This window comes from Klebsiella sp. KE9456 (genome assembly GCF_043832615.1).
GTDB classification, from domain to species: Bacteria; Pseudomonadota; Gammaproteobacteria; order Enterobacterales; family Enterobacteriaceae; genus Klebsiella; species Klebsiella indica.
In genome coordinates, this window is the sequence record NZ_JBDYQK010000003.1 from 254,254 (window position 1) to 267,359 (window position 13,106).

The 13,106-nt window shown below is 53.2% G+C and carries 9 protein-coding genes; 7 read left to right on the forward strand and 2 right to left on the reverse strand.

What is annotated here, in order from left to right; translation table 11 throughout:
- Nucleotides 1-185: 185 nt before the first annotated feature.
- The 7 genes from iolD (at nt 186) to ABK821_RS04895 (ending at nt 10,802) form a co-directional block, all read left to right on the forward strand.
- Complete coding sequence (gene iolD / locus ABK821_RS04865) at nt 186-2,126, forward strand: 3D-(3,5/4)-trihydroxycyclohexane-1,2-dione acylhydrolase (decyclizing) (protein WP_343178426.1); 1,941 nt, start codon at nt 186-188, stop codon at nt 2,124-2,126.
- A 48-nt stretch (nt 2,127-2,174) separates the two neighbouring features.
- A complete protein-coding gene (locus ABK821_RS04870; RefSeq protein WP_138361620.1) occupies nt 2,175-3,188 on the forward strand; it encodes a Gfo/Idh/MocA family protein in 1,014 nt (337 codons plus the stop codon).
- 128 nt (nt 3,189-3,316) lie between these two features.
- Nucleotides 3,317-4,216 carry a myo-inosose-2 dehydratase gene (gene iolE, locus ABK821_RS04875; RefSeq protein ID WP_138361619.1) on the forward strand — a complete coding sequence of 300 codons (900 nt, stop codon included), beginning with the start codon at nt 3,317-3,319 and terminating at the stop codon, nt 4,214-4,216.
- Between the two features lie 330 nt (nt 4,217-4,546).
- Complete coding sequence (locus ABK821_RS04880; protein ID WP_138361618.1) at nt 4,547-5,455, forward strand: dihydrodipicolinate synthase family protein; 909 nt, start codon at nt 4,547-4,549, stop codon at nt 5,453-5,455.
- Between the two features lie 14 nt (nt 5,456-5,469).
- On the forward strand, nt 5,470-7,437 hold the full coding sequence (locus tag ABK821_RS04885; protein WP_138361617.1) for a YjhG/YagF family D-xylonate dehydratase: 1,968 nt from the start codon (nt 5,470-5,472) through the stop codon (nt 7,435-7,437).
- Between the two features lie 353 nt (nt 7,438-7,790).
- Nucleotides 7,791-9,170, forward strand: a complete 1,380-nt coding sequence (locus tag ABK821_RS04890; RefSeq protein ID WP_138361616.1) for a glycoside-pentoside-hexuronide (GPH):cation symporter — start codon at nt 7,791-7,793, stop codon at nt 9,168-9,170.
- A 12-nt stretch (nt 9,171-9,182) separates the two neighbouring features.
- Complete coding sequence (locus tag ABK821_RS04895) at nt 9,183-10,802, forward strand: glycoside hydrolase family 43 protein (protein ID WP_138361615.1); 1,620 nt, start codon at nt 9,183-9,185, stop codon at nt 10,800-10,802.
- 4 nt (nt 10,803-10,806) lie between these two features.
- On the opposite strand, the gene ABK821_RS04900 is transcribed toward ABK821_RS04895, so the two are convergent.
- A complete protein-coding gene (locus tag ABK821_RS04900) occupies nt 10,807-11,565 on the reverse strand; it encodes an IclR family transcriptional regulator (protein WP_138361614.1) in 759 nt (252 codons plus the stop codon).
- Nucleotides 11,566-11,795: 230 nt separating this feature from the next.
- Nucleotides 11,796-13,106 (reverse strand): ABC transporter substrate-binding protein, encoded by a 1,311-nt coding sequence (locus tag ABK821_RS04905; protein ID WP_343178425.1) that lies wholly within the window; start codon nt 13,104-13,106, stop codon nt 11,796-11,798.

A 13,106-nucleotide genomic window follows, 5' to 3' on the forward strand; every position in this document is an offset into this window, starting at 1 on the left:
CCTCTCGCAAAATGAAATATTTCTTCTGTATTTCTATTTAATGAAAAAAATGTTTGCCTATAATCCAACAGTATTCCTGTGACGTTAACGATTTCCCTGAGTCATTAATCGTATCACTGTACAGGCTGTACAGGGCAAACGCGCTAACCCACACAACAAATACTGAAATATAAGGATTAGGCAACATGGGCAGACTGAGACTGACAACGGCGCAGGCGCTGGTTAAGTTCCTGGATAATCAGTACCTGGACGTCGATGGTGAAGAGCATAAATTCGTGCAAGGTATCTTTGCTATCTTTGGCCACGGCAACGTTCTGGGGCTGGGACAGGCCCTGGAGCAAGATAGCGGTGAAATGCGGGTCTATCAGGGGCGTAACGAGCAAGGGATGGCGCATGCTGCGACGGGTTTTGCCAGACAGTCTTTACGCCGTCAGATTATTGCCTGCACCTCCTCCATCGGCCCCGGTGCGGCGAACATGATTACCGCCGCCGGCACCGCGACCGCCAACCGTATTCCTCTGTTATTGCTGCCCGGCGATGTGTTTGCCACTCGCCAGCCCGATCCGGTTTTACAGCAAATTGAACAGAGCCATGATCTGAGTATCAGCACCAACGACGCGTTTCGTGCGGTGAGCAAATACTGGGATCGCATTACCCGCCCGGAACAATTGATGAGCGCCTGCATCAACGCCATGCGCGTGCTGACCGACCCGGCGGAAACGGGCGCGGTGACCCTGTGCCTGCCGCAGGATGTTCAGGGTGAAGCCTGGGATTATCCCGCGTCTTTCTTTACCCGTCGTGTACACCGTCTCGACCGTCGCCCGGTTAGCGCCGTGCAGCTGGCGGACGCGGTTGCCGCAATTAAAGCCAGCCGTAAACCGCTGATTGTTTGCGGTGGCGGGGTGAAATATTCCGGCGCAGGCGAGGCATTGACCCGTTTTGCCGAACGCTACGGTATCCCGTTTGCCGAAACCCAGGCCGGTAAAGGCACCGTGGTCTCTTCGCATCCGTTTAATGTGGGCGGCGTTGGTGAAACCGGGTGTCTGGCAGCCAACCTGCTGGCGAAAGAAGCGGATTTAGTTATCGGCCTCGGTACGCGGTTCAGCGACTTCACCACGTCGTCGAAATGGATTTTCCAGCATCCGGAAGTGCGTTTTCTCAATATTAACGTCAGCAATTTCGATGCCTGGAAACTGGACGGTATTCCAATGCTGGCCGATGCGCGTGAAGCCCTTACTGCCCTGGATGACGCCCTGTCCGGCGAAACCTGGCAGGCCGGGTGGGGCGAGCAGATTGAAAGCGTGCAGAGCCGTCAATTGAAAGAGACGCAGCGCGTTTATCAGGCGGTGTGGCAGGAAAAGTCTTTCGTACCGGAAATTGATGATCATCTGGATCGTGAGTCGGTGTATCGCGAATTCCGCCAGATAACCGATTCCACCCTGACACAAAGCAGCGTCCTCGGCGTGCTGAACGAAACCTTACCGTCCGACGCGGTGATTGTCGCGGCGGCGGGAAGTTTGCCGGGAGACCTGCAGCGCGTCTGGCGCAACCGGGCAACCAACACCTATCACGTGGAATACGGCTACTCCTGCATGGGTTATGAAGTCAGCGCCGCGCTGGGCGTTAAACTGGCTCAGCCCCAGAGTGAGGTTTACTCCCTGGTGGGTGACGGTTCGTTCATGATGCTGCATTCCGAACTGGTGACCTCCCTGCAGGAGCGCGCGAAGATCAACATCATACTGTTCGACAATATGGCCAATGGTTGCATCAACAACCTGCAGATAGGGCATGGTATGGACAGTTTTGGTACTGAGTTCCGCTTCCGTTGCGCGGAGACGGGCCAGCTTCAGGGGGGCCTGATGCCGGTGGATTTTGCTACTGTTGCTGCCGGCTATGGTTGTAAAACCTGGCGCGTGACGACGCTGGATGAACTGCGCCATGCGCTGGATGCCGCGCGTCGTGAGACGATCAGTACGCTGATCGATATAAAAGTGCTGCCGAAAACGATGGTGCATGGCTATGGAAGTTGGTGGAACGTAGGTGTCGCGCAGACAGCGCTGTCGGCACGGATCCGCGAGGTCGCCAAAATAATTAATGAAAAACGCGCTCAGGCGCGGGATTACTAAAACTGAACATAAACTCTGAACCCTAAAATTATCGGGAGAACACTCACTATGTCACTTAAATTAGGCGTTATCGGCGCAGGTGCCATTGGTAAAGAACATATCCGCCGTTGCACTCAGGTATTACAGGGCGCCACGGTCGTGGCAGTTTCAGATATCAATCAAGAGAACGCTCGCGCTGCGGTTGCATTGCCGGGCGTCACTGCGGAAATTTATGCTGATGGTCATGATGTGATTAAGGCCAGCGATGTTGACGCCATCCTGGTCACCTCATGGGACCCGACCCACGAAGAGTATACGCTGGCTGCTATTGCTGCCGGTAAGCCAGTCTTCTGTGAGAAGCCATTGGCGATGAGCGCGGAAGGCTGTCGCCGTATTGTCGATGCAGAAATGAAAGCGGGGCGCCGCCTGGTGCAGGTTGGTTTCATGCGCCCCTATGACGAAGGCTATCAGGCGTTAAAAAAAGTGATTGATGACGGCGATATCGGTGCGCCGCTGATGCTGCGCTGCGCGCACCGCAATCAGTCTGTAGGCGAGAACTATACCACCGATATGGCGATCACCAATACCCTGATCCACGAGCTGGACGTTTTGCGCTGGTTGTTGAACGACGACTATCGTTCGGTACAGGTACGCTTCCCGCGTTCCACGTCTTACGCCCATGCGGGGCTGAAGGATCCGCAGATCGTGTCGTTTGAAACCAGGAAAGGCACACTGATCGATGTTGAAGTGTTCGTGAATTGCCAGTACGGCTACGACATCCAGTGCGAGGTTATTGGTGAAACCGGCATTGCCCGTCTGCCTGAGCCGTCAGCGGTACAAATGCGTAAATCCGCTAACCTGTCGACCGCTATTCTGGTCGACTGGAAAGACCGCTTTATCAAAGCATATGACGTTGAACTGCAAGCTTTCATTAACGATGTTAAGGCTGGACAACTGAATGGCCCATCAGCATGGGATGGCTATGCGGCATCTGTTGCTGCCGACGCCTGTATCAAAGCGCAGGGGATCAGCGAACCGGTTACGATAGCGTTGCCTGAATGTCCCGAGTTCTATAAACGTTAAGCACATTTTTCTGGTGGGTAGATCTATTTACATAGGGATTTGGAAAATAGAAATCAGGTAACGGAAACATGTGAACTTATCGAGCATCAATTGCTGCGCTGGCAAGGCGCAGCGGCAGGAGCCCTACTATGAACAAAGATAATGTAAAACTGGCTATCGCCCCGATTGGCTGGACGAATGACGATATGCCGGATCTTGGCAGCGAGAATACTTTCCAGCAAACCGTCAGCGAAATGGCGCTGGCGGGTTTTACCGGTAGCGAAGTTGGCAGCAAATATCCACGCGATCCGGCGGTTCTCAAGCCGATGCTGGATATCCGCGGCATTCAGATTTGCAACGCCTGGTTTAGTACCTTTTTTGCCAACGGGCAGCGGGAAAAAACCATTGATGAATTTGTGAATCATATGAATTTTCTTCATGCCATGGGCGCGAAAGTAATCGGTTGTTCTGAGCAGAGCGGCAGTATCCAGGGGCTGGAAAAACCGATTCTTGGCAATGTGAAACCGTGTTTTAGCGAAGAAGAGTGGCAGCGGGTTGCGGAAGGTTACAACACCATCGGCCGTCTGGCGGCGGAAAAGGGTATGCAGGTTTGTCTCCATCATCATATGGGAACCGGTATCCAGACCACCGAAGAGATCGACAAGTTTATGTCGCTGGTAGATGACAAGGTCTTCCTGCTGTTCGACACCGGCCATGCCTGGTATTCCGAAGGCGGTGAGGAGCCGATGCTGGCGATTCTGAAAAAGTATTTGTCGCGGATTAACCATGTGCACCTGAAAGACGTGCGTCCGCCGGTGATTGAACAGGTGCGTCGTGAAGGGCTCTCTTTCCTTGATGGGGTGAAGAAAGGGACCTTTACGGTTCCGGGCGATGGGGTGATTGATTTCCGCCCGGTGTTCAAATTATTGGACGATCATGGTTATAAAGGCTGGATGGTGGTCGAGGCCGAGCAGGATCCGGCGCTGGCCAACCCATTCGAATATGCGGTAAAAGCACGTAAATACATCCGTGAAACGGCAGGAATCTAATCGTTGTTTCATTTCAGGCCACAGCGTGCTGTGGCCTGCTTTTTCTACTTTCCTCTCAGTGGAATAAAACTCCTGGGCACTCGCTCTCTCTCCAGTCATCAATATCGTACAGTTTTTCTTCTCGCAGCCAGTCTGAACGGCGGTATATGTCTCGCACCGAGCTCACCACAACTTTTAGAACAGAACGGTTATTTTGTGATCGAGATTAAAAAATACGCACTTCCGGCTTCCTTAGCATTTACCTTTTCTTTGCTGGCGGCATAGTATGATCGTTAAATAAAAGAACGAGGTTCTATAATATAGAACAAGATGATTCAGCAAGGGGATCTCATGCAGCAAACCATGCAGTTCTCAGGGATTATTCCGCCTGTTTCGACTATTTTTACCGCCGATGGTCAGTTCGATGAAGTGGGTACCGCCGCGTTGATTGATGACATGATTTTCGCTGGCGTTGACGGCCTGTTCATCCTCGGCAGCGGTGGGGAGTTCTCTCAGCTTAATGTCGATGAGCGTAAAACCATTGCCACCTTTGTCATTGGTTATGTGGATCGGCGGGTGCCGGTGTTGGTTGGCACCGGTGGCACTAACGCCCGGGAAGTCATCGAACTTAGTCAGCACGCACAGGAAGCGGGAGCCGACGGCATTGTGGTCATCAACCCCTATTACTGGAAAGTTTCTGAACACAATCTGATTCGTTATTTTCAGCAGGTGGCTGATTGCGTGACTCTGCCGGTGGTGCTGTATAACTTTCCGGCGTTAACAGGCCAGGATCTGCCTCCTGAGTTGGTAAAAACGCTGGTGGATTCGCGACGTAATATTGTTGGCATCAAAGACACTATCGATTCGGTGGCTCACCTGCGCAGCATGATCAAAACGGTCAAATCGGCGCACCCACACTTCTCGGTACTTTGTGGTTACGATGACCACCTATTTAACACTCTGCTGCTTGGCGGTGATGGGGCGATCTCTGCCAGCGTCAATTTTGCGCCGCAGATATCAGTGAAGCTGCTGCAGGCTTTCCGCGATGGCGATCTGGCGCAAGCGGCACACTATCATCAGACGCTGTTGCAAATCCCGCGAATTTATCAACTGGATACACCGTTCGTTAACGTGATTAAAGAGGCGATCGTCATGTGCGGTCGCCCGATTTCGACACACGTACTCCCCCCGGCCTCTCCGCTGGATGAAGTGCAAAAGATGCAGCTTAAAGCGCTGTTGCAACAGCTTAGACTCTGCTAAACCGGAATAATAAGATGGCGATAGAGAAGATATTCATTTCCCAGGATGATGCCTTTTATGCGGTCATCACTCATGCATCCGGACCACAGGGCGTGCTGCCACTGACGCCGCAAATGCTGATGGAATCGCCGAGCGGTAATCTGTTTGGCATGACGCAAAACGCCGGCATGGGCTGGGATACCAACAAGCTTACGGGGAAGGAGGTGTTGATTATTGGTACCCAAGGGGGAATTCGCGCCGGTGATGGTCGCCCGGTGGCGTTAGGTTATCATACCGGGCACTGGGAAATCGGCCTACAGATGCAGGCGGCGGCAAAAGAGATAACGCGCAATGGCGGCATTCCGTTCGCCGCTTTTGTCAGCGATCCGTGCGATGGACGATCTCAGGGTACCCATGGGATGTTCGACTCCTTGCCGTACCGCAACGACGCGGCGATTGTGTTTCGTCGTTTGATCCGTTCGTTGCCGACGCGTCGGGCGGTGATTGGTGTCGCCACCTGTGACAAAGGCCTACCGGCGACGATGATCGCGCTGGCGGCGATGCACGATCTACCGACCATTTTGGTACCCGGTGGGGCAACGCTGCCGCCAACCTTTGGCGAAGACGCTGGAAAGGTACAGACTATTGGCGCACGCTACGCCAACCATGAATTGTCGTTGCAGGAAGCCGCTGAACTCGGCTGTCGTGCCTGTGCCTCGCCGGGCGGCGGCTGCCAGTTCTTAGGCACAGCGGGTACCTCGCAGGTTGTGGCGGAAGCGCTCGGGCTGGCGCTGCCGCACTCGGCGTTGGCGCCATCAGGGCAGGAAGTGTGGCTGGAAATCTCGCGCCAGTCGGCACGAGCGGTAAGCGAACTGGATAATCTCGGCATCACCACTCGCGATATTTTGAGCGATAAAGCGATCGCAAACGCGATGGTAATCCATGCGGCGTTTGGCGGTTCGACCAATCTCCTGTTGCACATTCCCGCTATTGCTCATGCTGCAGGCTGCACGATTCCTGACGTTGAACAGTGGACACGTATAAATCGAAAAGTTCCGCGTCTGGTCAGCGTGCTACCGAATGGACCGGACTACCACCCGACGGTACGCGCTTTTCTCGCCGGTGGAGTGCCGGAAGTGATGCTGCATTTGCGAGGTCTGGGCCTACTGCATCTGGATGCGATGACAGTGACTGGTCAGACGGTGGGTGAAAATCTTGACTGGTGGCAAGCTTCCGAACGACGTGTGAAATTTCGCCAGTGTCTGCGCGATCAGGATGGAGTCGATCCGAATGATGTGATCCTCCCCCCGACCCGTGCAAGGGCTAAAGGACTTACCTCGACGGTTGCCTTCCCTGTTGGCAATATTGCTCCGGAAGGAGCGGTGATAAAAGCCACGGCGATCGATCCGACTGTGGTGGATGAGGATGGTGTGTATCGTCATACCGGGCCTGCGAGGATATTTGTTTCTGAAGCGCTGGCGATCAAAGCGATCAAAAACGGCGAGATCGAACAGGGAGACATTATGGTAGTGATTGGTGGTGGGCCGTCCGGCACTGGCATGGAAGAGACCTACCAGCTTACCTCGGCGTTGAAGCACATCTCATGGGGAAAAACGGTATCCTTGATTACCGATGCCCGTTTCTCCGGGGTTTCGACCGGTGCCTGTTTTGGTCATGTCGCTCCGGAGGCGCTGGCGGGCGGGCCGATCGGTAAACTGCGCGATGACGACATTATTGAGATTGTAGTCGATCGTTTTGCTTTAACCGGCAGCGTTAATTTCATCGGCACAGTGGAAAAGCGATTGACGGTGGAAGAGGGGGGGATGGAATTAGCGGCGAGACCTCTCCATCCTGACCTGCATGCTCATGACTGTTTACCCGACGATACTCGCCTGTGGGCGGCTTTGCAGTCGATTAGCGGTGGTACATGGAAAGGCTGCATATATGATACTGATAAAATTATTGAGGTGATTAACGCCGGTAAAAAAGCCCTTGGACTTTAAATAAATTTAAGTTTTTCTCGCTTGTGTGAAATATTTCGCGGGCCGTTTTTTTATGTCTTAAATAAGCCAAATTCCATTTTCTTATATGTTTGTAATTAGCTAAAAATAAAAGATAAAAATATTTTTTATTTGTGTTTAATGTCGATGGAAATCACAAAAACTAAATAACATAATTCATAAGTAAAAAATGACCATTGCCGTAAAAAGGAACAACTCCGTACACTGAAATAACACGAAAACGTGAATTAAGCACACGTATCATGGGTGTATTCCTGATTCTTCAGCGGCTATTTATTGCTTTTTTCAGGTCCCTGACGTTTGCACGATATCCACTCTCTGGATCGGGGATAAATATGCAATTAACTATGAAAGATAAAATCGGGTACGGGCTGGGCGATACTGCCTGCGGGTTTGTCTGGCAGGCAACGATGTTTCTGCTGGCTTATTTTTACACCGACGTATTCGGCCTGTCCGCCGGCATTATGGGTACGCTGTTTTTAATTTCCCGCGTTCTGGATGCCGTCACCGATCCGCTGATGGGACTGCTGGTGGACCGTACCCGTACTCGCCACGGTCAGTTTCGTCCGTTTCTGCTGTGGGGGGCGATTCCATTTGGGGTCGTCTGTATGCTCACCTTCTACACGCCGGATTTTTCTGCGCAGGGGAAAATTATTTATGCCTGCGTGACCTATATTCTGCTGACGCTGGTTTATACCTTCGTCAACGTGCCCTACTGCGCGATGCCGGGAGTAATTACCGCCGATCCAAAAGAGCGCCATGCGTTACAGTCGTGGCGTTTTTTCCTTGCGGCGGCAGGTTCGCTGGCGATCAGCGGCATAGCGCTGCCGTTGGTGAATATTATCGGTAAAGGTAACGAACAGGTCGGTTATTTTGGCGCGATGTGTGTGCTGGGACTGGTCGGCGTGGTACTGCTTTACGTCTGCTTTTTTACCACCAAAGAGCGTTACACCTTTGAGGTACAGCCAGGGTCGTCGGTGGCGAAAGATCTCAAGTTGCTGTTCGGTAACACCCAATGGCGAATTATGTGTACCTTCAAAATGATGGCGACTTGCTCCAACGTTGTGCGCGGTGGGGCAACGTTATACTTCGTGAAATATGTGATGGATCATCCAGAAATGGCGATGCAGTTCCTGCTTTATGGCAGCATCGCTACTATGTTCGGTTCGCTGGCCTCGTCACGCCTGTTGGGCCGCTTTGACCGGGTAAAGGCTTTTAAAGCGATTATCGTCGTCTATTCGCTGATAAGCCTGCTTATTTTCGTTACTCCTGCTGAGTACATTGCGCTGATTTTCGCTCTCAATATTGTTTTCCTGTTCATCTTTAACACCACTACGCCACTGCAGTGGCTGATGGCTTCCGATGTGGTCGACTATGAAGAGAGTCGTAGCGGGCGGCGTCTCGATGGTCTGGTGTTCTCTACTTACCTGTTCAGTCTGAAAATTGGCCTGGCTATTGGCGGCGCGGTGGTGGGCTGGATTCTGGCATATGTGAACTACTCCGCGAGCAGCAGCGTACAGCCGGTGGAGGTTTTAACCACCATTAAAATCCTGTTCTGCGTGGTGCCTGTGGTGCTCTACGTTGGCATGTTCATCATGCTTTCATTTTATAAATTGACCAATGCCCGCGTTGAAGCCATCAGCCAGCAATTACGTAAGCATCGTGAGGAGCCGAAAGAGGCTATTTCTGCCGCGACCACTGCGACGTCAAATTAATGAGGAGGCAATATGTATACCATTACTAACCCTATTCTGACCGGGTTTAACCCGGACCCATCGCTGTGTCGCCAGAATGAGGATTATTACATCGCAACCTCCACCTTCGAGTGGTTTCCGGGGGTACGCATTTATCACTCGCGGGATTTGAAAAACTGGTCGCTGGTGAGCGCACCGCTGGATCGCGTGTCGATGCTGGATATGAAAGGCAACCCTGATTCCGGCGGCATTTGGGCACCATGCCTGAGCTATGCCGACGGGTTGTTCTGGCTACTGTATACTGATGTGAAAATCGTCGATTCGCCATGGAAAAATGGTCGTAACTATCTGGTGACCGCACCATCGATTGAAGGGCCGTGGAGCGAGCCCGTTGCGATGGGCAACGGCGGCTTCGACCCATCGCTGTTTCATGATAGCGATGGTCGAAAATACTATATTTACCGACCATGGGGGCCGCGTCACCACAGCGATCCGCACTGTACCATCGTGCTACAGGAGTATTTTCCGCAAACCCGGACCCTGTCTAAAACGCGCAAAACTTTGTTTACCGGTACGGCGCTGCGTTATACCGAAGGGGCGCACCTTTATCGCAAGGATGGCTGGTATTATCTGCTGGTCGCTGAGGGAGGTACCAGTTACGAACACGCGGTGGTTGTGCTCAGGGCGAAAAATATTGACGGGCCGTACGAACTGCACCCGGACGGGACAATGATGACCAGTTGGCATCTGCCGGAGAACCCGTTACAGAAAAGCGGCCACGGATCGCTGCTGGAGACGCATACTGGCGAGTGGTATATGGCCTATCTTACTAGTCGTCCGAAGCGTTTACCCGGCGTGCCGCTGCTGGCCTCCGGCGGTCGTGGTTACTGTTCACTGGGACGAGAAACCGGAATTGTGCGCATCGCCTGGCATGACGGTTGGCCGTCCGTGGAAGGAGGAAAACACGCCCAATTGACCGTGCCGGGGCCGCAAATGGTTGAAAGTCGTGCGGCTGCGGTGGTGAACTGGCGAGATGACTTCAATGGCCCGACACTCAATCCAGAGTTGCAAACTCTGCGTATTCCGTTTGATGACACGCTGGGCTCCCTCAGCGTGCGGCCGGGATTTTTACGTCTGTACGGTAATGACTCGCTCAACTCTACCTTTATCCAGTCCACGGTGGCGCGGCGCTGGCAGCATTTCGCCTTTCGCGCCGAAACACGGATGGAGTTCGCCCCGGAAAACTTCCAGCAGAGCGCCGGATTAACCTGTTATTACAACAGCAAAAACTGGAGCTACTGTTTTGTTGACTATGAAGAAGGGAAGGGGAGAACTATTAAAGTATTGCAACTTGACCATAACGTACCGTCGTGGCCGCTGCACGAACAACCCATTGCAGTGCCGGACGAGACGCGGAGCGTGTGGCTGAGGGTTGACGTTGACCATCTTATCTATCGCTACAGCTACTCGTTTGACGGTGAGCAATGGCAAACTGTGCCGGTGGAATATGCAGCCTGGAAGTTGTCGGATGATTACATCGGCGGACGCGGATTCTTTACCGGTGCTTTTGTTGGCTTGCACTGCGAGGATATTAGCGGTGATGGTTGCTACGCTGATTTTGACTACTTCAGTTACCAACCGGTCATCGAGTAAATCCTCAGGCCGGGTAGCCCAGCGCTTTCGACAACTGACGCCCGGCCTCTTCCAGCAATCCGCGGTAGCGGGCCAGCTCGTCGTCATCGACACGGGAGGTTAACGTTGACAGGCTCAGCGCTGCAATAACGCGAGATTCATGGTTCCACACCGGCACTGCTACGCAGCGTACGTCTTGTTCATTCTCTTCGCAATCCAGCGCATAACCCTGGACGCGGGTTTGCGCCAGCGTCGCCAACAGATCTTCGCGGCAGGTAATTGTTGCTGGAGTGAACGATGTGTACTGATAGCCTTCCAGCAGAGTATTCAGCTCTGTCTCGCTTAGCCAGGCAATCAATATCTTGCCGATAGCCGTCGCATGGATCGGTAAACGACGACCGATACGTGAGTAGGCAATGGCGGCAAGCCTGCCTTCAATTTTCTCGATATAAACGCCTTCGCGTCCGTCAAGAATACCAAGATGGGTGGTCTGTCCGGTGCGTTGCGAGAGTTCCGTCAGCCAGCGTTTCGCCTTCTGACGAATGTCTATGCTGCTTACCACAAAGTTGCCGCGCTCTACTAGCTTCATGCCCAGGCGGTATTTGTCGTTTTCCGGGTTCTGGTCGATATAGCCGTATAACTGTAAAGTTTTGAGTAGCGAATGGAGGGTGCTTTTACTCAGGCCCATCTGTTTGCTGATGTCGGTGATTTTGAGTTCCGTAGCCTGTTCATTAAACAGATCGAGGATCGTCAGTGCACGTTCAACAGACTGAATAATAGGCATAATGCATGACCGCTCACGCTGGGGGGGGAAGATGAAAAAGTACCTTTTTTACGTTGAAAAATCAAACGGCTGGGGCAGAAAGGACGAGTGATATCATCTTGTACTGGCCTGTAGCACCAGTCAGCGAGGTACGATCGGGGAGATTCACGGCGGCGAGTAACCTCCCAATTCACGCCGTGACTGAACGCGCTCCCCACCTCATCGCGGTGTACCGTCTGAGGAGAAAATGCTTACTTCACTTCCGCCAGGGCAGTCTTATCCACGTAGGGTTTCATCAGCGCGTCGGCCTCTTTCTGTGCCGCCTGTGCTGCGGCTTCCGGGGTGACTTTAGCATCGTTCACCACCGCGGCCAGCTGGTTTTCCATCGCTTTACGCACGGCGACGGTCTCCCAGGTGGAGTACCACGGATGCGCATACTTCAACTGCTCAAGAGCGATTGCCGCGCGCGGATCCTGCTGCAAATAGGCCTTCATTTCGGGCGTATCGTAGGCGGCTTTACGCGGTGAGAAATAGCCAGTAAAGCGGCTCCAGGCCCCGTTAACCTGCGGGCTGACCAGATACATCAGGAACTGATACGCGGCTTTTTTCTGCGCGTCGTCGATCCCCTTAAAGCTCACAAGGCTGGCGCCGCCGATCGGCACCGCGCGCTGTTCTTTGGCCGGCAGCATCGCCACGCCGAGCTCAAAATCTTTGCTGTTCTCGCGCATAAAACCCAGCGCGCCGGTGCTGAGCATCGCCATTCCGACTTTACCGGAGAAGAAACTGGCGCTGATCTGTTTCGAGTTCAGCACGCCGGAGGGCATCACTTTGTCTTTATAAATCAGGTTCTGCCAGAAGCGCAGGGCACCGATAGTGGTCGGCGTGTTGTAATACACTTCGCCCGGATAATCCTCGTTAAAGTATTGTCCGCCGTTGGCCCGCACCAGCGCTGAGAAGATCCAGCCGCCGTAATCATCGTTAGTTGACGGCAGCATGATCCCCCATTGCCCTTTACTCGCGTCGGTCAGCTTTTTGGCGTCCGCCAGCAGCTCGGCCCAGGTCTGGGGCGGCTGTTTGATCCCGGCCTGATCGAACATGGTTTTGTTGTAGTAAAGGATTGGCGTCGAATTATGGAACGGGATCGCATAGGTGGTGCCCATCACCTGGGCATTTTTACGCATTGCCGGCCAGAACGCCTGCTGCAAAAAATCCCCCGCTTTTTGATTGCCATAACGGAACAGTTCGTCCATCGGCAGGATCTCATCTTTTAGCGCCAGATCGGTGGTGAAGTTAGCGGACATAATTACCAGCGCGGGCGGTTGTCCGGCCTTTTGCGCCGATTCGGCTTTGATTTTGGTGGTATCGTAGTTGCCGGTAAAGATCCCGCGCACTTCGACATCCTGCTGCGACTCGTTGAAGGCCTTAATGATGCGGGTCATCTCCATGGTCAGCTTGCCATCCACCGGCGCCGGAAACATGAAGTCAATTTTCTCTTTTGCCAGCGCCACGCCGCTGAGAGCGAGGCTTAGCCCAACCGCAAGAGCCGTGAGAGGTTTAAACAT

Excerpts from the sequence above, each read along its gene's own strand:
- ABK821_RS04885 (WP_138361617.1), top strand. The coding sequence starts at position 5,470 with ATGGCGATAGAGAAGATATTCATTTCCCAGGATGATGCCTTTTATGCG.
- iolE (WP_138361619.1), top strand. The coding sequence starts at position 3,317 with ATGAACAAAGATAATGTAAAACTGGCTATCGCCCCGATTGGCTGGACG.
- ABK821_RS04890 (WP_138361616.1), top strand. The coding sequence starts at position 7,791 with ATGCAATTAACTATGAAAGATAAAATCGGGTACGGGCTGGGCGATACT.
- ABK821_RS04905 (WP_343178425.1), bottom strand. The coding sequence starts at position 13,106 with ATGTTTAAACCTCTCACGGCTCTTGCGGTTGGGCTAAGCCTCGCTCTC.
- ABK821_RS04900 (WP_138361614.1), bottom strand. The coding sequence starts at position 11,565 with ATGCCTATTATTCAGTCTGTTGAACGTGCACTGACGATCCTCGATCTG.
- ABK821_RS04870 (WP_138361620.1), top strand. The coding sequence starts at position 2,175 with ATGTCACTTAAATTAGGCGTTATCGGCGCAGGTGCCATTGGTAAAGAA.
- ABK821_RS04880 (WP_138361618.1), top strand. The coding sequence starts at position 4,547 with ATGCAGCAAACCATGCAGTTCTCAGGGATTATTCCGCCTGTTTCGACT.
- ABK821_RS04895 (WP_138361615.1), top strand. The coding sequence starts at position 9,183 with ATGTATACCATTACTAACCCTATTCTGACCGGGTTTAACCCGGACCCA.
- iolD (WP_343178426.1), top strand. The coding sequence starts at position 186 with ATGGGCAGACTGAGACTGACAACGGCGCAGGCGCTGGTTAAGTTCCTG.